Source organism: Streptomyces sp. NPDC007095, from assembly GCF_040634475.1.
Lineage (GTDB): Bacteria > Actinomycetota > Actinomycetes > Streptomycetales > Streptomycetaceae > Streptomyces.
In genome coordinates this window covers 24,920-42,583 of the sequence record NZ_JBEYFS010000041.1, presented here as the reverse complement: position 1 = coordinate 42,583, position 17,664 = coordinate 24,920, and the positions used below count along the sequence as shown (strand labels likewise).

At 68.8% G+C, this 17,664-nt stretch carries 14 protein-coding genes and 5 pseudogenes; 9 read left to right on the top strand and 10 right to left on the bottom strand.

Annotation, left to right across the window (positions count from 1 at the left end; all coding sequences use genetic code 11):
- Window positions 1-141 precede the first annotated feature (141 nt).
- The gene (locus tag ABZ656_RS16625) at window positions 142-1,545 is read left to right on the top strand and encodes a carboxypeptidase regulatory-like domain-containing protein (RefSeq protein WP_360268619.1); all 1,404 of its coding nucleotides are present in this window, start codon (window positions 142-144) and stop codon (window positions 1,543-1,545) included.
- A gap of 326 nt (window positions 1,546-1,871) precedes the next feature.
- Here the strand turns inward: ABZ656_RS16625 and ABZ656_RS16620 are convergent, their stop codons facing one another.
- Window positions 1,872-2,327, bottom strand: coding sequence for a DUF6884 domain-containing protein (locus ABZ656_RS16620; RefSeq protein ID WP_101406604.1), 456 nt, complete (start codon window positions 2,325-2,327; stop codon window positions 1,872-1,874).
- Window positions 2,328-3,027: 700 nt separating this feature from the next.
- Between ABZ656_RS16620 and ABZ656_RS16615 the strand changes: the two are divergent.
- The 3 genes and pseudogenes from ABZ656_RS16615 to ABZ656_RS16605 form a co-directional block, all read left to right on the top strand.
- Window positions 3,028-3,129 (top strand): annotated as a pseudogene (locus ABZ656_RS16615) (hypothetical protein); the annotation flags it as partial.
- Window positions 3,121-5,784: pseudogene (locus tag ABZ656_RS16610) on the top strand (multifunctional oxoglutarate decarboxylase/oxoglutarate dehydrogenase thiamine pyrophosphate-binding subunit/dihydrolipoyllysine-residue succinyltransferase subunit); the annotation flags it as partial. The pseudogenes ABZ656_RS16615 and ABZ656_RS16610, both read left to right, overlap by 9 nt.
- A gap of 452 nt (window positions 5,785-6,236) precedes the next feature.
- Entirely contained in the window at window positions 6,237-6,530 is a 294-nt protein-coding gene (locus ABZ656_RS16605; RefSeq protein ID WP_360268615.1) for a hypothetical protein, read from the top strand.
- Window positions 6,531-7,292: 762 nt separating this feature from the next.
- On the opposite strand, the gene ABZ656_RS16600 is transcribed toward ABZ656_RS16605, so the two are convergent.
- The 8 genes and pseudogenes from ABZ656_RS16600 to ABZ656_RS16565 form a co-directional block, all read right to left on the bottom strand.
- A complete protein-coding gene (locus tag ABZ656_RS16600; RefSeq protein ID WP_101406602.1) occupies window positions 7,293-7,631 on the bottom strand; it encodes a cupin domain-containing protein in 339 nt (112 codons plus the stop codon).
- Between the two features lie 168 nt (window positions 7,632-7,799).
- Window positions 7,800-8,045, bottom strand: a complete 246-nt coding sequence (locus ABZ656_RS16595; RefSeq protein WP_360268611.1) for a hypothetical protein — start codon at window positions 8,043-8,045, stop codon at window positions 7,800-7,802.
- A gap of 22 nt (window positions 8,046-8,067) precedes the next feature.
- Window positions 8,068-8,888, bottom strand: a pseudogene (locus ABZ656_RS16590) (IS5 family transposase).
- Window positions 8,889-8,954: 66 nt separating this feature from the next.
- Window positions 8,955-9,113, bottom strand: a complete 159-nt coding sequence (locus tag ABZ656_RS16585) for a hypothetical protein (RefSeq protein ID WP_180362630.1) — start codon at window positions 9,111-9,113, stop codon at window positions 8,955-8,957.
- Window positions 9,114-9,333: 220 nt separating this feature from the next.
- Window positions 9,334-9,864, bottom strand: coding sequence for a GNAT family N-acetyltransferase (locus tag ABZ656_RS16580; protein WP_101406600.1), 531 nt, complete (start codon window positions 9,862-9,864; stop codon window positions 9,334-9,336).
- A gap of 45 nt (window positions 9,865-9,909) precedes the next feature.
- Window positions 9,910-10,053: pseudogene (locus tag ABZ656_RS16575) on the bottom strand (IS5/IS1182 family transposase); the annotation flags it as partial.
- A gap of 424 nt (window positions 10,054-10,477) precedes the next feature.
- On the bottom strand, window positions 10,478-11,266 hold the full coding sequence (locus tag ABZ656_RS16570; protein ID WP_360268608.1) for an MFS transporter: 789 nt from the start codon (window positions 11,264-11,266) through the stop codon (window positions 10,478-10,480).
- The gene (locus ABZ656_RS16565; protein ID WP_360268605.1) at window positions 11,203-11,565 is read right to left on the bottom strand and encodes a hypothetical protein; all 363 of its coding nucleotides are present in this window, start codon (window positions 11,563-11,565) and stop codon (window positions 11,203-11,205) included. The genes ABZ656_RS16570 and ABZ656_RS16565 overlap by 64 nt, the downstream gene beginning before the upstream one ends.
- Window positions 11,566-11,776: 211 nt before the next feature.
- On the opposite strand from ABZ656_RS16565, the gene ABZ656_RS16560 reads away from it, so the two are divergent.
- Together ABZ656_RS16560 and ABZ656_RS16555 are read left to right on the top strand one after the other, a co-directional pair.
- Window positions 11,777-11,911, top strand: a complete 135-nt coding sequence (locus ABZ656_RS16560; RefSeq protein WP_360268602.1) for a hypothetical protein — start codon at window positions 11,777-11,779, stop codon at window positions 11,909-11,911.
- 96 nt (window positions 11,912-12,007) lie between these two features.
- Window positions 12,008-13,525 (top strand): HEXXH motif-containing putative peptide modification protein, encoded by a 1,518-nt coding sequence (locus ABZ656_RS16555; protein WP_360268599.1) that lies wholly within the window; start codon window positions 12,008-12,010, stop codon window positions 13,523-13,525.
- A gap of 63 nt (window positions 13,526-13,588) precedes the next feature.
- On the opposite strand, the gene ABZ656_RS16550 is transcribed toward ABZ656_RS16555, so the two are convergent.
- Window positions 13,589-14,287 (bottom strand): response regulator transcription factor, encoded by a 699-nt coding sequence (locus ABZ656_RS16550; protein ID WP_360268596.1) that lies wholly within the window; start codon window positions 14,285-14,287, stop codon window positions 13,589-13,591.
- A 584-nt stretch (window positions 14,288-14,871) separates the two neighbouring features.
- Here ABZ656_RS16550 and ABZ656_RS16545 point away from each other — a divergent pair.
- The 3 genes and pseudogenes from ABZ656_RS16545 (at window position 14,872) to ABZ656_RS16535 (ending at window position 16,541) form a co-directional block, all read left to right on the top strand.
- Window positions 14,872-15,984, top strand: coding sequence for an ABC transporter substrate-binding protein (locus ABZ656_RS16545; protein ID WP_360268593.1), 1,113 nt, complete (start codon window positions 14,872-14,874; stop codon window positions 15,982-15,984).
- A gap of 76 nt (window positions 15,985-16,060) precedes the next feature.
- A pseudogene (locus ABZ656_RS16540) lies at window positions 16,061-16,174 on the top strand (IS5/IS1182 family transposase); the annotation flags it as partial.
- 61 nt (window positions 16,175-16,235) lie between these two features.
- Window positions 16,236-16,541 carry a hypothetical protein gene (locus ABZ656_RS16535; protein WP_101406596.1) on the top strand — a complete coding sequence of 102 codons (306 nt, stop codon included), beginning with the start codon at window positions 16,236-16,238 and terminating at the stop codon, window positions 16,539-16,541.
- Window positions 16,542-17,664 lie beyond the last annotated feature (1,123 nt).

The following is a 17,664-nucleotide window of genomic DNA, read 5'->3' as shown; positions in this document are numbered from 1 at the left end:
ACAGGACAACTCGTGGTCTCGGGAAAGACGGTCGGCCCTGCGGGACTGCCGCACTGCGGTGGTCGCTCGATATGTGCTCCAAGCCCCTCGCATCTGGACATGACCGGCAGTGCCGCCCCGGCCCCGCCCTAGGTTTGGCTCATGAATTCCTCCTCGTCCGCCCGTCCCTTGCCACCTGCCGCAGACAGAACGACGCGTGCGGTAATCGGCCCCAGCTGGTTCGCGGCGGTCATGGGCACGGGCATCGTCGCCAACGCGGCGGTCACGCTGCCCCGGAGCTTTCCCGGGCTGCGGACTTTCGCCACGGTGGTCTGGCTGGGCGCCGCGCTGCTGCTGATCCTGCTGTCTGTCGGTTACCTCAGGCAGCGGGCGCTGCGGCTACACGCGGCTGATCCGGTGGCGGCCCAGTTCTTCGGCGCACCGCCGGTGGCGCTGCTCACGGTGGGCGCCGGGGCGCTGGTGTTGGGCCGGCGGCTGATCGGGCTCGAGGCAGCCCTGGGTGTGGACTGGGTGCTCTGGTCGCTCGGTACCGTGCTCGGTCTTGTCACAGCGTGCACGGTGCCGTACCTGATGGTCACCCGGCACCGTTTCGCGCCGGACGCGGCGTTCGGCGGGTGGCTGATGCCGGTGGTGCCGCCGATGGTCTCCGCCGCGACGGGCGCGCTGCTGGTGCCACACGCACCGGCCGGGCAACTGCGACTCGCCCTGCTGCTGGGCTGCTACGCGATGCTGGGCCTCGGCTTCGTGGCGGCGCTGCTGGTGCTGGCCATGATCTATGGCCGCCTGGTGCACCACGACGTACCTGCCGCAACAGTAGTGCCCACGGTGTGGATCGGTCTGGGGGCGTTGGGCCAGTCGGTGACGGCGCTCGGCGCGCTGGCCGCGGTGGCGCCGAGCGCGTTGCCCGCGCCCTACGCACATGGCGCCGCGGTCGCCGCGTTGCTCGGGGGAGTGTCGGTGTGGGGCTTCGCCATGTTGTGGCTGGTGCTCGCCGCGGGGCTGACCGCACGGACGGTCCGGGACGGGCTGCCCTTCGCGCCCACCTGGTGGTCCTTCATCTTCCCGGTGGGTGCCTGTGTGACGGCCACGAGCGCTCTCGCGGGACGGACGGGCTCGCAGCTGTTCGTATGGGCTGCTGTCGTGCTCTATGTGCTGGTGGTCATTGCCTGGATGGTGGTGGTGAGCCGTTCCCTGCACTACGCCGCCGGACACGTGCGCCGCCGATCCGTCGTTCAGCACGCGCGCCGCCGACCCGCCGAGCCGGACGCGCCCCGCGGCGTGGCGCCCGTGCTCAGGGGCACCGTCCGCAGCAGCACCACGGACGGGCGCCCGGTTTCCGAGGTCCGCGTCACCCTCCTGGACCCGGCGGGCGACGTCGTCGGCATCGCGCTCACCGGCGAGGACGGCTCGTACGCGTTCACCGGTCTCGAAGCCGATCAATACACCGTCGTCGCCGCGGGGTACCCGGCCCGGGCGGCATCCCTCACCCTCGGTGCCACCGGCCAGGACGCCTTTGATCTGACGCTGGCACACGACGAGGGATGAACGGCTCCTGTCACTGACGGGCCCGCTCCGCGTGTTCGGAGCGGGCCCGCCGTGGCTTCGCGTGATCATCGGCGCATCGGCGCATCGGCGCATCGGGGTGGGCGAGGTCGTCCGTCCCGTCGGGTGCCGTCCGGGACTGGTGCGGGCATAGTTTCGCGGAGCGGTCGTGGCCGTCGCCCACCGCGGTGCGGACCTGCTTGCCGGGCCGGCAGAAGGCTCCATGGCCGTCGACACGCCGCCGCCGCTGCCCCGCCCTGCGCACGTGCGAGCGCGGCCACGCAGCTGCGGGCCGGGGCCGGGCCGCCTTCCCGCAGCGGCATGCGGTGTCACATCAGCCGCTGGTCGCGTCCCTTGCGCAGCACGGCGAGTCGGGCCATTTGTTCACCCATGCCGCGTGTCCCGGCCAGTGGCGTGCGGGCGTGCGGCCAGATGGTGCGGACGAGGCCGACATGGCGTGCGCCGCCGAGGGCCACAACGGGGTCGAGGAACACGATGTCGCGCACCGTGGCCTGCTTCAGGAGGGCTTGGGCCGTGATGGCGTCGGCAGCGCCATGGGGTGTGTCGTACGGGTCGATGAGGTCGTCGAGGTCGAGCAGACCGTAGCGTGCGGAGAGGATGAGCAGCCGGTCGGGCCGCAGTGCATCAGCCGCCCTGCGGCACGCACGGTGATAGGAGCCGACATACAGGTCTGCCGCTCGTGCGCGTCGGCCCAGTTTGCGGCTGCCGCAGGGGATGACGACGAGTTCGGGTCGGAAGCAGTCGAGGTGGTCTTTCGCTGTCATGCCTGTTGTCCTGCCTGTTCATGTGTGACGTCAGCGGCGCGGCGCTGTATGTGTCTGGTACGGGTCTCATCCGGGTCGGTGTCGCGGAGCTTCCGGCCGGGGGCCGGTGATGCCGGAGCGGCGGACAGCGGCGAGCGTGGCCTGGACGGTTGTTCGGTCCGGGGCGCATGGGGAGCGGGGGAGGGGATTGCCGTGCGACGGCCGAGCGTGCCGCAACCGCAGGTCTCCGCGAAGGGCCCAGGGGTCGGCGATGGGCGGAGCCTGTCGCTGGGTGATGACGGACGGATTGCGGTCAGCCATGTTCCTGCCCTGAGGTCGGCTCGGCGACCGTGAGGCCGCCGCTGATGACGTACAGCCGGGCTGTGGACCCCGGCGATGCAGGGCCGCGGGGACTTACAAGCCCTCGGATCAAAGGGGCGCCGCGGCCGATGATCAGGATTCGGCTTTGCGTGGAAGCATTCCACGCGGAGGCCGCCTTCCTGTTGCGATGTCCTGATGTGACGGCGTTATGGCATTCCTGGGTGTCTTGGTCGGCTCCCGCGATGCCATAGCGTCGATGATGCGACACGGTCGGACGGCTCCGCCTCCACGACGGATACTCAGCGGAAGCGAAGCCCGCGGGCACGGTGAATGATGACCCGGCGGTCCGGCCGCGTCCGTCATCGGTCATTCCGAATGAGGAAAGAAGGCGATCCACACAGTGGCGTCGCAATCACGCGCCGGACAGCCGCTGCTCCACGGGCTGGAATTCGGCATCAATGAATGGCTCGTAGACGAACAGTACGAGCGATACCTGAACGACCCCGGCTCGGTCGACCGGACCTGGAGGGAGTTCTTCGCCTCCCTGATCCCCGCGGCCCGCCGAGAGGCACGCATCGGCGCGACGAATGCGCAGGAGAGTAAGGAAAGTCAGCAGCGTACGGACGAGGCGGCCGTCAAAGCGGTCCGTGTTGCCGCGCTCATCGACGCGTATCGAGTCCGCGGACACCTGGTGGCCGATACCGACCCGCTCACGGCAGGACGGGTGGCCGCCCATCCGGAACTCGACCTCCCGGCATTCGGACTCCGGGACGATGACCTGCAAAGAGAATTCGTCGTCGACGGGTTCGCGGGGCAGGTCGCCATGACGCTTCGCGATGTGCTGAATACCCTGCAGGAGTCGTACTGCCGTTCCGTCGGCACCGAGTACATGCACATCCAAAGCTTCCAGGAACGCCGTTGGGTCCAGCAGCGGATCGAATCGCCTCAGCCCCGGTCGGACATCGCCGAACAATTGCAGATTCTCTACCGGTTGGGCGCGGCAGAGGCTTTCGAGACGTTCCTGCAGACCAAGTACGTGGGACAGAAACGGTACTCGCTCGAAGGCGGCGAGTCGGCGATCGTACTGCTCGACGCACTGCTGCTCCGCTCCATCGGGCACGGGGTGAAGGAAGCCGTCATCGGTATGGCACACCGGGGTCGGCTCAATGTGCTGGCCAATATCATCGGCAAGTCCTACGCAGAGATCTTCCATGAGTTCGAGGATGCGGTGGACATCCGGTCGGTCCAGGGGTCCGGCGATGTGAAGTACCACCTCGGTGCGGAAGGGACCTACCGTGCTCTGGACGGCGGCACGATCTCCGTCTGCGTGGTGGCGAACCCCTCGCATCTGGAGCTCGTGGGGCCGGTGGCCCAGGGGGTGGTGCGCGCCAAGCAGGACGGGGCCGCAGACAGTGGCGGAGCCTTCCCCGTCCTGCCGATCGCCGTCCACGGCGATGCCGCGTTCGCCGGTCAGGGCGTGGTCTTTGAGACGCTGAACATGTCCCAGCTGCCCGGCTACCGCACCGGCGGGACGGTCCACATCGTCATCAACAACCAGCTCGGCTTCACCACCTCGCCCGCCAACGGCCGCTCGAGCGCATACGCCACGGACGTGGCACGGACGGTCCAGGCGCCCATCTTCCACGTCAACGCGGACGACCCCGAGGCCGTGGTCCGGGTCGCGCGCCTGGCCTTCGACTATCGTCAGGCGTTCCACAAGGACGTCGTCGTCGATCTGATCTGCTACCGGCGCCACGGGCACAGCGAGGTCGATGATCCCTCCATCACGCAGCCGGCGATGTACGACCGCATCGACGCCAGGGCTTCGGTGCGCAAGCTGTACGCCGAGGCGCTTGTCAGCCGGGGCGACATCGCCGAGCGGCAGGTGGAAGGCGCCTTGCGGGACTATCAGGGACACCTCGAGCGGGCCTTCGCCCAGACCCGGACGCTGCCGGTGCCGCCTTCCCCGAAGCCCGTGAACCACGTGAACGCCATAGACGCTCAGCACGCAGCCGCCCCCCGGGCGGCGACCGCGATCACGGAGGCGGCCGCCCGGCACGTGATCGCTTCGCAGACCGCTGTGCCGGGAGGCTTCACCGTGCACGCGCGCGTTCTTCCGCAGCTCCAGAGGCGGACCACGATGCTGGACGCGGGATCGATCGACTGGGCCACCGCGGAAACTCTGGCCATCGGCTCCCTGCTGCTGGACGGGATTGCGGTGCGGCTGGCCGGGCAGGACTCCCGCCGTGGCACGTTCGGCCAACGGCACGCTGTGCTCACCGACCGGCGCACCGGCGTGGAGCACACGCCGCTGAGCTCCCTCGGCTCGCGGGCGGCCGGCTTTGCACCCTACGACTCGATGCTGTCCGAACTGGGAGCGCTGGCCTTCGAGTACGGCTACTCACTGGCGCGGCCCGACGCTCTGGTGCTGTGGGAGGCCCAGTTCGGCGACTTCGCCAACGGGGCCCAGAGCGTGATCGACGAGTACATCGCGTCATCCGAACAGAAATGGGGCCAGCGCTCCGGGGTGACGCTGCTGCTGCCGCACGGCCTGGAAGGGCAGGGGCCCGACCACTCCTCCGGCAGGATCGAGCGGTTTCTCCAGCTCTGCGCGCAGGAGAACATGACCGTCGCCATGCCCTCCCTGCCGGGCAACTACTTCCATCTGCTCAGGCAGCAAGCGCTCGACGAGCACCGAAGGCCACTGGTCGTCTTCACGCCGAAGTCGATGCTGCGGTCGAAGGCGGCCACCTCCGGGCTGACGGAGCTCACCATGGGCGCGTTCCGTGCGGTCATACCGGATAGGACGGCGGACACCGCTCGGATCAGACGCGTGCTGATGTGCTCGGGCAAGGTCTTCTACGACCTGGACGCCCATCGGCGAAGCGCCGGCCTGTCGGACACCGCGATCGTCCGCCTGGAGCGCCTCTACCCGTTCCCCACGGAGGAGCTCGGCGCGGAACTCGCCCGTTTCCCCGCCGGGGTCGAGGTGCGATGGGTGCAGGAGGAGCCGGAGAACCAAGGCGCATGGTCCTTCGTGGGACCCCATGTGCACCGGCTGACGGGCCGTCCCGTCGCATGCGTCAGCCGCCCGCAGGCGCCGGCCCCCGCCGTGGGGTCCGCCCGCCGGCATACCGGCGAACAGCAGGATCTCGTGATGTCAGCCTTCCACTGACCGTGCCGCCGCCAGCGCCACGAAAGACGGGCCCGGCACACGACGGTCCACGGCCTTGCGCCCCGGACACCTCTCGGACCGATCCCAGGGGTGCCCGGCGGCACGGGCCCCGCACACGACGGTCCACGGCCTTGCGCCCCGGACACCTCTCGGACCGAACCCAGGGGTGCCCGGCGGCACGGGGCCTGCGCGTCGGCGCCGTGCCCACAGCACCGGTGCCTGAGCGGCCTTTGACGCCCGTGAAGAAGTCCCGCTGCGGCCACAGGACAGGCGCGCGTGCATACCGACACGAGTTGCCGCACGTGCGGGAACACCGGCGCCCTCACCGCGATCGGCCTCGGGCGGAACGGTCCGGGGACCGCTGCTCGCCCTGTTGGCCTTCCAGGGTCGCCCATGAGCGGGCGCCGGGAGACAGGGGACGATACAGCGCATGGATGACGCGTTCACACTCCTTCGGCGTCGACCTACTGCCCGAGGACGCCGTGGCAGAGAACGACCAGACGGTCGGGGATGTTCGCGAGGACGTCGGGCGCCAGGAGTGGGAGATGGTGCTCGGCGCACTCATCGAGATCGGAGATGTCCACCCCGCGTCCGTGGACTTCTGGAAACTCCTCACCGAGGCCGCTCGCCGAATGATGCTCGACCGCGGCCGCCGTTGGTGCGAGTGGCGGGGCTGGGAAGTCCGGCACGGCATCGTCCGGGCAACCCTGAGCCTGGTGGGTGCGTAGGAGGGCCGACGCCGGACTGCCTTTTCCGGTGACGGTCGGCTCCGGCCGATGTGGGACATCGGTAATCACAGTGCCGGCGGAGAACGAGAGCTGAGCATCGCAAGGGTGTGGGCGGAGTACGCGCAGGAACTGGGCCCGGGAGGGACCGCCGACGTTCGGCTGGCTCCCATGAGCCTCGAGCAGTGGAGGCATCTGAAGTGCGGCGATGTGATCACCATGCACGAATCCCGATCTGTTGCCGGCACGGCCACGGTGATCGAGGTCTTGCCGCCGCGCTCCTGAGCCCATTGCGTCGTCCCAGATGCGCAGCGAGCGCGACGGACGGCCGTCCGCCGCTGCCAGGGCTCGGGGTCAGCCAGCCCACGCTGGTGCGGAAGCGTCTTCCACGTCACCGTCACCTTGGCGTCGATCCGCCTCTGGCTTGCGTCATGGAGATCGCGTCCCAACTCCAGCCGGCTTCCAGGGCGTCTGCCCGCCTCGTCAGGTCCGCTGCTACGCGATTCCAGTCCGATCCGTGCAGCCACAGGTGCTCGGCGGCCACACGCATGAGCGACGGGTCGTCAGGTCGCTGCAGGACCACCAACTGATGAGACAGGTTGCGAACCCAGACGGGCGGACGATCATCGAAAAGATCAAGGAGTGGCGCGGACTCGCCCCCCACCCGCAACGACAAGCCCCCGACCAGCTTCGCCGGACTCCACCTACGCGGTGCGATCATCTGGCTCCGTAGCCTCCACTGAAGACCCGAACTCGGCGCACGCTCTACGGCCGGTAGCGGATCTCCAACATCACGCAGCCTCCGGTTGTCCGGTACGGGCCGTGTTCCATGCCTGGAGGCCGGGCCGCGAAGTCTCCGGCGCAGAAGGTCTGATCCAGGGTCAGGTCGTGCAGGTCGCCTTCGAGCAGATAGACCTCCTCGACCCACTCGTGCCGGATCACGCCGGAGGGCGAGGTGTCGAGGCCGGGCTCCCAGCGCACCACCCGGGTCAGCACCTCCGGATCGGCCTCGTCCCTGCTCAGGATCCTCTCGGTGGTCCCGGGCTGCGGCCCGGTGCGCCACTGCATGGCGTCCGGTGAAAAGAATTCCCGCTCGTTCTTCATGACAGTGACCTTCTGTAAGCAGTGAGGAGCAAGGAGCTGGGGTTGGCCGGAGCCCGCTGGAAACGTGACGTACGGGGTCGGAGGCTGCACATGGGCGCCTGCGGCGGTCCCAACAACGTGCCCCCGGCTATTCCGGTACGCCTGGAGGCCGACCCTGTTCAACCCAGCCTAGTCGTAGCCCCAGGCGAGCCGGATCACGAAGAACTCGGCCGTGGTTCCGGCACCGACGACATCCATGCCGTGCCGAGTGACGGGCGTCCACGCGCGGCCGTTGCCCATGCCCTCCGTGTTCGTGACCCAGCTCGCGTCCCGACCGGGCAACTTCGCGCCCCGCGTGGCCTCCCGCTCCGCGTGATCGCAATCCCGGAGAAGGCTCCGCAAGTAGACGACATCGAAGGCCGACAGGTTGGTCATCAGCTTGGCACTGTTTCTCGGATCATGTGCGGAGCCAGATCAGGAATGCTGCGAGTGTGACGGTGCCGAGGTAGGTGTAGGCGCGTTTCTCGTAGCGGGTGGCGACGGCTCGGAAGCCCTTCAACCGGTTGACAGCGCGTTCGACAGTGTTGCGTTTCTTGTAGTGCTCGCTGTCGAAGCCCGTTGGACGCCCGCCGCGAGAGCCGCGGTTGCGACGGTGCTTTTGCTGGTCGGGACGTTCGGGGATGGTGTGCCGGATTCCACGTCGTCGCAGGTACCGGCGGTTGCTTCGGGACGTGTAGGTCTTGTCTGCCAGGACATGGTCGGGGCGGGTGCGAGGCCGTCCGACTCCGGTGCGGGGCACGGAAACCTGCGCCAGTACACGCTCCAACTGGGGGCCGTCACTGTAGTGTCCGGGTGTCTGGACGAGGGCGAGGGGTCGGCATCGCCCCTCCGCGGCGGGGTGGATTTTGGTGGTGAAGCCTCCGCGGGAGCGTCCCAGGCATTCGCCGATCAGACCACCTCCTCCAGCCGGGCGGCCAGTTTCCGCAGGACCGGATCGGCTGGGTTCGTCCCCCGCACGGCTGGCTTTTGGACAACCGCGGCCGGCGGCGCTTTCCTCGCGCCGGCGGCATGCTGGTGAGCCGGCACTGCTGTTGAGTCCACCGACGACACGTCCCGGTCGATCTGGCCCGCAGTGTCCTCGGCAGCCTGGACTTTCCCGGTAGACGACCCCGTTGATCACCCGACGGTCATCGCTCCACCGGCCTCACGCACACCACAACGAGGCAAGAACGACTCCAGCCGATCCCACTCCGCATTGGTCAGATCCCCACGGCGCATACCACCGGCCTGACCCCAACACCCCACCCACGTCAGGAGATCCGAGAAACAGCGCCTAGTCCGCGCCTAGTCCTCGACGTCGATTACCACCCCGTCGGCAACGGCCAGGTGGACGGCGCGTGCCGACCCCGGTGGGGCATCGGCGAGGCCGACATCGATCTGGATCGGGCGGGCCGAGCCCGGCGGTGTCAGCTGCAACATGCGGAACGTCAAGGTCAGCAGCATCTGGCACAAGCACTGATTGCCGACTGGAAAGGCGATTGGGCGTAGGACCCCGACCCCGACCGCCGGGACTACGCCAGCTTCGCAGACTTCGCCGACCCGGACGGAAACACCTGGACGCTCCAGGAAATCGGCCACCGGCAGCCGGAAGGGGCCGGCGACCAAGGGGTCGTCCGATTCAGCGACAGCACCACACTTGTTGCGCCCCCAGAGAAGGCACTGCCTACAGAGTGATCCAGTAGCGGCGCTTGGTGCCCGCGTTGGTTGTGCGGACATCTTCCAGGACACCACCGTTGCGTTCGATGCTGCGTGCCGATGCGACGTTGTCGTCGTCGCAGGTGACGAGGACTCGATCCAGGCCGAGTGCACGGGCCTCTGGCAGAACCGCCCCGAGGGCCCAGGTAGCCAGGCCGCGTCTGCGGAAGGAGGGCCGGATGCTGTAGCCGATGTGCCCGCCGACGTCGAGCAGAAAGGCGTTCAGGTAGTGGCGCAGATCGATGGCCCCCAGGTAGCTGTCGCCCTCGACGATCCACCAATGGGTGGCATGGACGCTCTCTTCTCCGACGGCAACCGACCTGTCCGACTGCTGTCGCAGTCGTTCGACCCACTCCGAGAAAACCTCGGGGCCGTCGAGGCCGGCATCAGGCGCGAGGCGCAGGCCCGTCCCGTCCTGGTGGGCACCTGGAGACCACTCGTCACGCGCCGCGAGCCATGAGGACTGCAGCCGGTCTGTGGGTGCGATCAGTTCAGGCATGCGGGCGACGCTACCACTCGGTCCTCTTCCATGATCACGCGATTTATGGGCCACGGCCTGGACCGCGTGATGGAGGCTATTGCCTCGCTGCCGGCAGTCGCGGAGGATCGGGTAGTGCTTCACGCGGCCGACGGCATGCTCGACGCGGGCCCGTACCCGGCGATCCTCCGCGTTGTCCGCTTGCCGGCCTGCGCCCGTCGACGAAGCCGTCCCTGGTCGCTCCGGGCAGTGCCGCTGCCACTCGCAAGAACGCTGCGCCCCTGCACCGGCTTCCACGGGTCGGGCTTCGGTGTCCGTATCTGATCGTTTCCGCGAACACCATCCTGCGCCGATATCGTGACCTCAGCCCACCGACAACCTCATCCCACCTGCAGCCTCATCACACCGGTGCCTCGGTGTGCAGGCCGAGTTGCGACGGTCCACAGCTGAGTCCCAGGTTGCCGTGGCATCAGGCCCACAGGGATCCGGCCCTACTGGCCGTGTCTCGTGCGCCACGGGGCCACACACATGGCCACGCACACTGTCGCGAGACCGGCGAGGGCGATGGCCACGTCGACGTCGGTGAACTCGGCGACGGCCCCGAACACCATCGGTCCCGCTCCCTGCGCGGACATCAGCCCGGCGGTGAGCAGACCGAACGCCTGGCCGCGGCGGGCCTCAGGGACCGCATCGAGGAAGGGGCGCTGGAGTCCGAGTGCGTAGGCGAACCCGGTCCGGTGACCAGCAGGAGGGCCCCGCACACCACCCACGGCGGACCGAGCGCGAAGCCTGCCAGCGGCAGGCCGATGACCACCACCAGCGCAGCGACCAGGCGTTCCCGTACGGCGGGACGGACGAAACGGCCGACGGCCAAGTCACCGGCGAGCATGCCGACCGGCAGACAGGCCAGCAGCAGGCCGGCCGAACCGGCGGCCATGCCGCGACCGCCCGCGGACGGGACGATCAGGCTCTCGGCGCCGGCGACAAACGCGGGCGGCAGCCAGTGGGCGAGCAGGAGCGCGCGGACCCTCCGTTCGGCAAGCAGCTTCGTGCTGCCGGACCAACTATGGCGCAGCAACGAGCCCGAGCCCTGCCGCGGTCCGTGCCGTACCGCCTGCTCAGGCGCGGGCAGGTCGGGCAGCCGGAGGCGAACGGCGACCGCGGCGGCCAAGTAGGCGCCCGCGCTGAGCAGGAGCGCGGTCCGCGGGCCAAGGAACTCGACCGCGGCACCGCCGCCGGCCAGGCCGAGCAATTGTGCCGCGGACGCGGACATGTTGGGCAACGAGCGTCCCAGGACGTAGGCGTCACCGGTGAGCGTCTCGGCGATGAGTCGGTTGGTCACGCCGCTGAAGGCGGGGGTCAAGCAGGCCACGGCGGCGATGAGGACCAGGACCGCCGCCACCGGCAGGTGGGCCACCCCCATGACAGCGGCTGCCGCGCACTGGAGGCCGTAACCCGCCGTGACGGGCGGGCGCGGTCGGCGAGCGAGCTGAGGAAGAGCGAACCGGCGAGTTGCGGTAGGAAGCCGATGCCGAACGTCAGGGCGCCCAGCAGGGGTGAGCCGGTCGTCGCGAAGACGAGCACCGAAAGGGTCATGATCCGCAGCGAGTCGGCCGTGACCGTCAGGGTCCGGGTCACGAACAGCAGCCGGAAGCGCCGGTTGGCCAGCACTTCCCGGTAGGTGGCGCGCTGTTCCGGGGCGAGGGCGGGGGCGGAGGTCACGGGCAGCAGCGTGCCGGGCACCCCGCGAGCCAGTCCGTTGTTACGCCCGAGGCGTAAGCCCATCAGCGTGTGTGCCGGGGCTTGGGACAAAATTCAGGACAACGGTCTCATCGGTGCGGGACGCGGGGTGCCGGAGAATGACCCATCCGGGCGGGATGCCATCCGCCCTGCCCGGGCCCGCTCCGCCCACAGACGACCGAAGGGACCGGACATGCTGGTAGACCACATCGAGACCCCCGACCTGGCTCCGCACACCTACCTTGACGACGAAGCCCCGGAAGTTGCCGTCGACGCACCGGAGGAGCGTGCCTGGCTCCCGTCGTACCAGGCGGTCCGGACCGCCTGACGCGCGGCCCCTCCCGTCGGCACCGGGCCCGAGAGAGGGCCCGGTGCCGATGTCTTTTGTCCACGTCCGCCGCCCGGCCCCGAAGGACGGTTCTCGTTGCCCGCTTCACCTTCCGCCGACAAACCGGTCACCGACCGGGTGGCACAGGCCGACACCATGCTCTGCGCCGATCGGCAGTTCGGCGACTCCGCGGCCATCGGCGAGCGCAACCTCGCTCGGTTCCGGCTGGGTCTGACCATGCTGGCGCGGCATGACGGCGAAGCAGCGGACATGCTGCGGACAACGGCCGCGGCGGCCGACGAACACCTCCGTCCGCTGCTGTACGACCCGGTGCTGCGCAACTGCTTCGAGGTCGACCTCGCGCGACTGGAGAGCGGCCGACTCGGACACAGTTCGTTCGGCGCCTACGCGAGCGGTTACGTGCCGGCCCCGGCGGCGGACGCCCCGTCCTGCATGGGGCCCTGCGAAGCCCTCACCCGTCCGTACCGGAGTGCCTGGCCCGGTCTCGGGGATGCCTGGGTGCTGACCGAGCCGGCCCCACACGGCAGTTCGCAGGAGATGCTGGCCGGGCGCCTCATGGAGCTGTACCGTGGCGCGCTCGGCGACAGCCGGGCGGCAGGCCCGGTCGATCCGGCGGACAGCGTCCGCGCCGTCCTGCGGGAGGGCGCGGAACTCCTCGCGGCACTGCTGCCCGCCGCAGGAGCCGGTGTACTCGGGCACGTCACCATGGTGGGCTTCACGCACAGGGAGAGCGAAGAGGGCCCCCTGCAGTCCATGTCCGGCGGCGACCCGCTTCCCTCGACGGTGCTGCTGGCGCCCGAACGCTGCACGTCTCCGTGGCTCGCCGCCGAGAGCCTGCTGCACGAGGGCGCCCACCTCAAGCTGTTCGACGCGCTCCGTACGGGCTCCGTGGTCAGGAACGCCACCGAGCGCGTCCCGATCCCGTGGCGGATCGGTTCGTGGACGGTCATCCGGGTGTTCGTCGCCCTGCATTTCTACGTGCACCTGCTGGTCTTCCGCGCTGCGGCGGCCGCCGCAGGTGAAGCGGTCCACAAGCGGTTCGGCCCGCCCCCGTCGGTCGAGGACCTCGACGAGCCCAGCCCCGGCACCCCCGCCGCCCGCAGCGGGCAGTACCGGACCAGTGCGGAACGGGCCCGTTACCTCGCCGAGTGCGTGCTGTCGCTGCCGGAACAGGCGCTCACCGAGAACGGGCACCGGTTCGCCCGCTGGCTCCTCACTGCGTTCCGTCTGGTGGACGACGACGCGCCGCGGCCCCATGACCGTGCGGCGGCGACGACCCGGCGGGCCGAACCGTGGCAGTCGCCGGAGACTCCCCCAGGAGGCATCCTCCAGCGAATCATCCCGGTGGACGCATGCGCCCTGCCCGGCCTGGGACAACTTGTGGTGAGCCCCACGCGGTCGGCCCGAATGCACTGGCTGAACGCGCGCTCGTGGACGGTCTACTCCCTGTGCGACGGGCGTGACCTGGGCTCGGTACACACGGCTTACGCCCGAGCGGTCGGTCTCCCGGCCGACTCGGAGGAGGTCAACCGGCAGGTGAGCGACAGCGTGCGCCGGCTTGTGGCAGCCGACCTCATCACCCACGGCATGTGACGCTCCCCGCTCCGGGCACCGGTTCCGTCGGCCACGGCTGTTCAACTGTGCCGCTGCTGCGCCTTACTTACCTGCGGAGCCCGTGCCGGGGTCGGCCGTTTCCAGGCCGGCCAGCCGTGCGGACACAATGGCCTCCAGCCGACTGGAGACATGAATTTTTGGCAGGATGGCCGAGACGTAATTGCGTACGGTCTTCTCCGATATGAACAGCTCCTGTGCTATTCGGCGGTTTCCGTATCCGAGCGAGACCAATCGCAGCACCTCTCGTTCCCGGTTCGTGAGTTCTGGGAACGGGAGTGTGCCGTCGGCTTCCGTCAGGCGCACCAAGAGGGCGGAGAGTTCGTCGCCGGCCCGCGGGCCCAGCGTGACGTACCCCCGCTGCACGGCCCGCACGGTGCGCAGCACGTCCACCGTCTCCGTGTTCTTGAGCAGGTAGCCCGTGGCCCCCGCCATCAGTGTGGTCAGCAGCAGGCTGTCGTCGTCGTGCTCCGGGGACACCGCGGCGACCAGTCGCGGCGCCGGGTGGTGCTGCCGCAGTTGCTGGAGCAGCCCGACTCCCGCGCGGCCGGGTAAATCGAGGTCGACGATGACCACATCGGGCTTCTCCTCCCGGACCGCCCGCACGCCGGCGTGCGGGTCGTGGGTCCCTGCGGCGACGGTGATCCCGCCATCTTCGAGCGCGTAACGTAAGCCGCCCAGAATCAGGGGAATGCTCTCTATTACCACCACACGCGTACTGATATGTCGGACCGCATTGGCCATTCTGGCCCTTCCTCACATCCGGGCCGACGTGAGGCGCATCGAAGCGTTTTCCCCACACCGCCATGATCAACGTTCGGGTGAAAGAGTAGAACCCTCGTCGATCGGCGGGCCGTTACGACGTATGTGCGGATCCGACGGCGCGTCGGAGGACCCCATCGGGGCGGTCTGGTGTGGCCCTTTCTCTGTTGTCCCTGAGGGCCCACTGGTCGTTGAGCAGGCGGCGGACCCTGCTGGATGCCCTGGGCTTGCGGCTCGGCCCAACGGCCCAAGAATGCTGCCACCGGGGGCAGTTCGTAGCTGTATGGCCCTGGGTCACATTGGGCTCGTTCCATCCTGAAGCAGCTGGTCGCGGGCCTGGGCTGAACTGTGAGTGAGGCACTCCGACCCGTCAGCGCCTTGATCGCACCAGGGTGATCGTCCGTTCGGGATCGACCGACGGCGCGAGGGTGCGAAGGCCGGCTGACGGTCACAGGACGGTGCGCCGAAGCTGGCCATTCTCGGCTCGGCTACTCTCGGCGCCACTGACGTTCACTCTGTGATCCGGGCAATCTTCGACCGAACCGTCACTCGGGAGACGCCAACGCATGAATACGCCACCATCGCCACTTGGAGCGGAGCGGACCGACGGATCATCCGTGCAGATCGGGGCTCTCGTTCCGCTGACTCGGCCCGGCTGGGTCGAGGCAGGCCAACACTTGCTCGCTGGACTCGAGCTGGCCGTTCGCGAAGTCAATGACGCCGGCGGGATCGTCGGAAGACCGCTCGAGCTGGTGGTCCGAGACACCGCGGCTGATCCGCAGAGGGCCGCGGCGGCCGTAGATGAATTGGCTCGCCTGGGTGTGGCTGCCTTGGCGGGGGAGTATCACAGCGTTGTCGCTCGCGCCGCCGCTGCCAGGGCCGACGCCCTCGGCCTGCCGTTCCTCTGCTCGTCAGCGGTTCTCGACGCGCTCACCGAACAGCCAACGGAATGGGTCGCGCGCCTCGCCCCGGCGCAGTCCCACGGCTGGCAGATCTACGCAGACTTCCTCCTCGGCACGGGCCACAATCGAATCGCCGTGGCAGCCGAGTCGAGTGTCTACTGGGCATCGGGGGCCCGCATTCTGCGGGACTATCTCGCTCCACGCGGCGGCACCGTCATCGAACTCGACATGCGCACGCTCGCCCCCACGGCCGTGTGCGACGAACTCGTCGACAATCGCGCGACAGCCCTCCTTCTTCTGGTCGGCCACCCTGAGCCGGCCGTGTCGGTCGTCAAGTCCGTCCGCCGCGACCAGCGCCTCGCCGAGATCATGATTGGCGCTCCGGCCGGGCAGCCGGAGTTCGCCGAATGGGCGACGTTGCTGGGCGACGACAGCGCCGCGATCCCGTTCTTGCGCTATCTGCCCGAGCGCTTCAGCCCACTCGGCGCACGAGTCGAGACGGCCCTCCGTGAGCGGCTGGCCGAAGCGCCCTCCTTCGTCGCCTTCGAGGGCTACGACACGGTCGTCGTCCTCGCCGAGGTGCTGCGTTCTCACGGCGCGAACCGGGCGCGTACTGCCGAATCCTGGACGCGTGTTGCAGTCGAAGGCACCCGCGGACAGATCCAGTTCTCCCGCATGCCAGGCATCAGCGTTTGGCAATGGGCTTGGACGCCAGTCCAAGTCGTTGATCGAGATCCGGCGGAACCCGATCGCTTTCGGATCCTCCACGCCGGCTGAGAGAGCACGGAGGTCCGGCTGCCCAGAACGGTCCGAACTGGAGGCTGCCTACCCGTCTATCTGTCTACGTGCCAACGGCAACGACAGGTGGTTCAGCCAGAAGCACAAGGCGTTCGGCGGGAACGCGCAGTTCCTGTCCGTCCCGGACGGCACCCCGCTGTGGGTCTCCGAGGACGAGCCCGGCTCCACCCCCCGACATCACCGCCGCCCGGATTCCCGGCAACTCCGCGTTCTTGGTCCATGAAGACTCCGTGGTGGTCGCGTCGGATCTCGAAGACCAACTGGCCAAGGTCCGGGTGGAGATCTGGGACTCGGCGCCCGACGGGTCGCTCGGGGACGGATTCGGGGCGATCTGGGAAGTGGCCTCCGTGTCTTACGAGTCCGGGCGGATCCAACTGGTCAACCTGATGCGAGAGCCGGCCGGCGACGAGCAGGCCCTCACCTCGCCCGGACCCTATCGGGTGCGTGTCTGGGCGGGCCCACAGGAAGAGGACGCGCAGGAGGAACTGGAGGCCTACCGGTTCTTCGAACGTTTCGTGATCCAACTGTCGCCGTGAGGCGCTGAGCGGGGCGGGCTGCGGGCGGGGCGCCCCGCTCCTGCGGTTACTTCACGTCACGTAGAGGGCGTCTTCGTCGAGGATGCGGTCGTCGTTGTACCAGGTGGCGGGCCGTGATCCCGCCTTCTGGTTGTCTGTGCTGTCCCAGGGCCCGGGCCGAGTAGTTGCCAATGGCGTTCTTGCCTCCTTCCTTCGTGGTGCTGAACGGGTATGCGTCGCGGTCCTTGCCGTCGGCGGAGCAGTTCGGCCACTTGACCTGGCACGCCGCCCGCGCGGTGCCTTGTGCAGAGCCGTTCCTGTGGCGCTCGACTGGTTCCACCGGTTGATCAAGAACCTAGTCCTGTCTTTGATGGTGCCGGTGGCGTTGATCTTCTCGATGTACTGCTCGAACAGGACGGACCGCTCGCCCTGGAGGGCGTACCCGTTGACCGCCTCGGCGCAGGTGAGGGTGCCGGCAGGCGCGCCGTTCTCCACGTCGGCACCGACGACATGGACGGTGCCGCGACGGCACAGAGCGAAGTGGTTTGACCCACTCGGGCTTGTCGGTGCTGTTGCCGTGCGTGACGCACTTGTCGTGGGATACATCGTGGCAATTGAAGTCCCCGCGAGGAGGCCTCCGACCTGCGGCACGGCCTACGTAAGACGCTGCGGCCGGGGCCCCGTGCGGGCACTGACGGCCTTCGCCGGTGGAAGCAGCACGGCAAACGTGCTGACGATGGCAGGCAGAGCCCATCTGGCACATTCACAGATACCCCCTGATGATCACGGTCGCGGCCGAAGTGACAACCCGTGATGTTGTGGTGTCCTGTGCGCCCAAGAGTGATCAAAGCCATACGACATGTCCTCACCGAGCCGCCCTGCAACGGGCGCTTGGGAAAGGACCGGCACGAACTGCGCGACGGCCCGGACTCACTGCTCGCGGCGCCGACGAAACAGGCCGCCGCGTGACGCCGGCGAGCCCTGTTCGTTGAGCGCGTTTGCGGAGCAAGGGGCGAGCCTCCGGGACCGGTCGGCTCCGGAGGCTTTGTCGTCATTCCCGGTGGCTCGCCCTTCTTGATCCATTCGCGGGACTCGAGGGTGGGGATGGCGGCCGGGTCGATATTCGGATTGGCGTCGAAGCCGA

Coding starts and splice junctions, on each gene's coding strand:
- ABZ656_RS16585 (WP_180362630.1), bottom strand. CDS start 9,113: ATGCTGCTGACCTTGACGTTCCGCATGTTGCAGCTGACACCGCCGGGC.
- ABZ656_RS16595 (WP_360268611.1), bottom strand. CDS start 8,045: ATGACCAACCTGTCGGCCTTCGATGTCGTCTACTTGCGGAGCCTTCTC.
- ABZ656_RS16605 (WP_360268615.1), top strand. CDS start 6,237: ATGACGCGTTCACACTCCTTCGGCGTCGACCTACTGCCCGAGGACGCC.
- ABZ656_RS16545 (WP_360268593.1), top strand. CDS start 14,872: ATGAATACGCCACCATCGCCACTTGGAGCGGAGCGGACCGACGGATCA.
- ABZ656_RS16625 (WP_360268619.1), top strand. CDS start 142: ATGAATTCCTCCTCGTCCGCCCGTCCCTTGCCACCTGCCGCAGACAGA.
- ABZ656_RS16620 (WP_101406604.1), bottom strand. CDS start 2,327: ATGACAGCGAAAGACCACCTCGACTGCTTCCGACCCGAACTCGTCGTC.
- ABZ656_RS16560 (WP_360268602.1), top strand. CDS start 11,777: ATGCTGGTAGACCACATCGAGACCCCCGACCTGGCTCCGCACACCTAC.
- ABZ656_RS16570 (WP_360268608.1), bottom strand. CDS start 11,266: ATGGGGGTGGCCCACCTGCCGGTGGCGGCGGTCCTGGTCCTCATCGCC.
- ABZ656_RS16600 (WP_101406602.1), bottom strand. CDS start 7,631: ATGAAGAACGAGCGGGAATTCTTTTCACCGGACGCCATGCAGTGGCGC.
- ABZ656_RS16550 (WP_360268596.1), bottom strand. CDS start 14,287: ATGGCCAATGCGGTCCGACATATCAGTACGCGTGTGGTGGTAATAGAG.
- ABZ656_RS16580 (WP_101406600.1), bottom strand. CDS start 9,864: ATGCCTGAACTGATCGCACCCACAGACCGGCTGCAGTCCTCATGGCTC.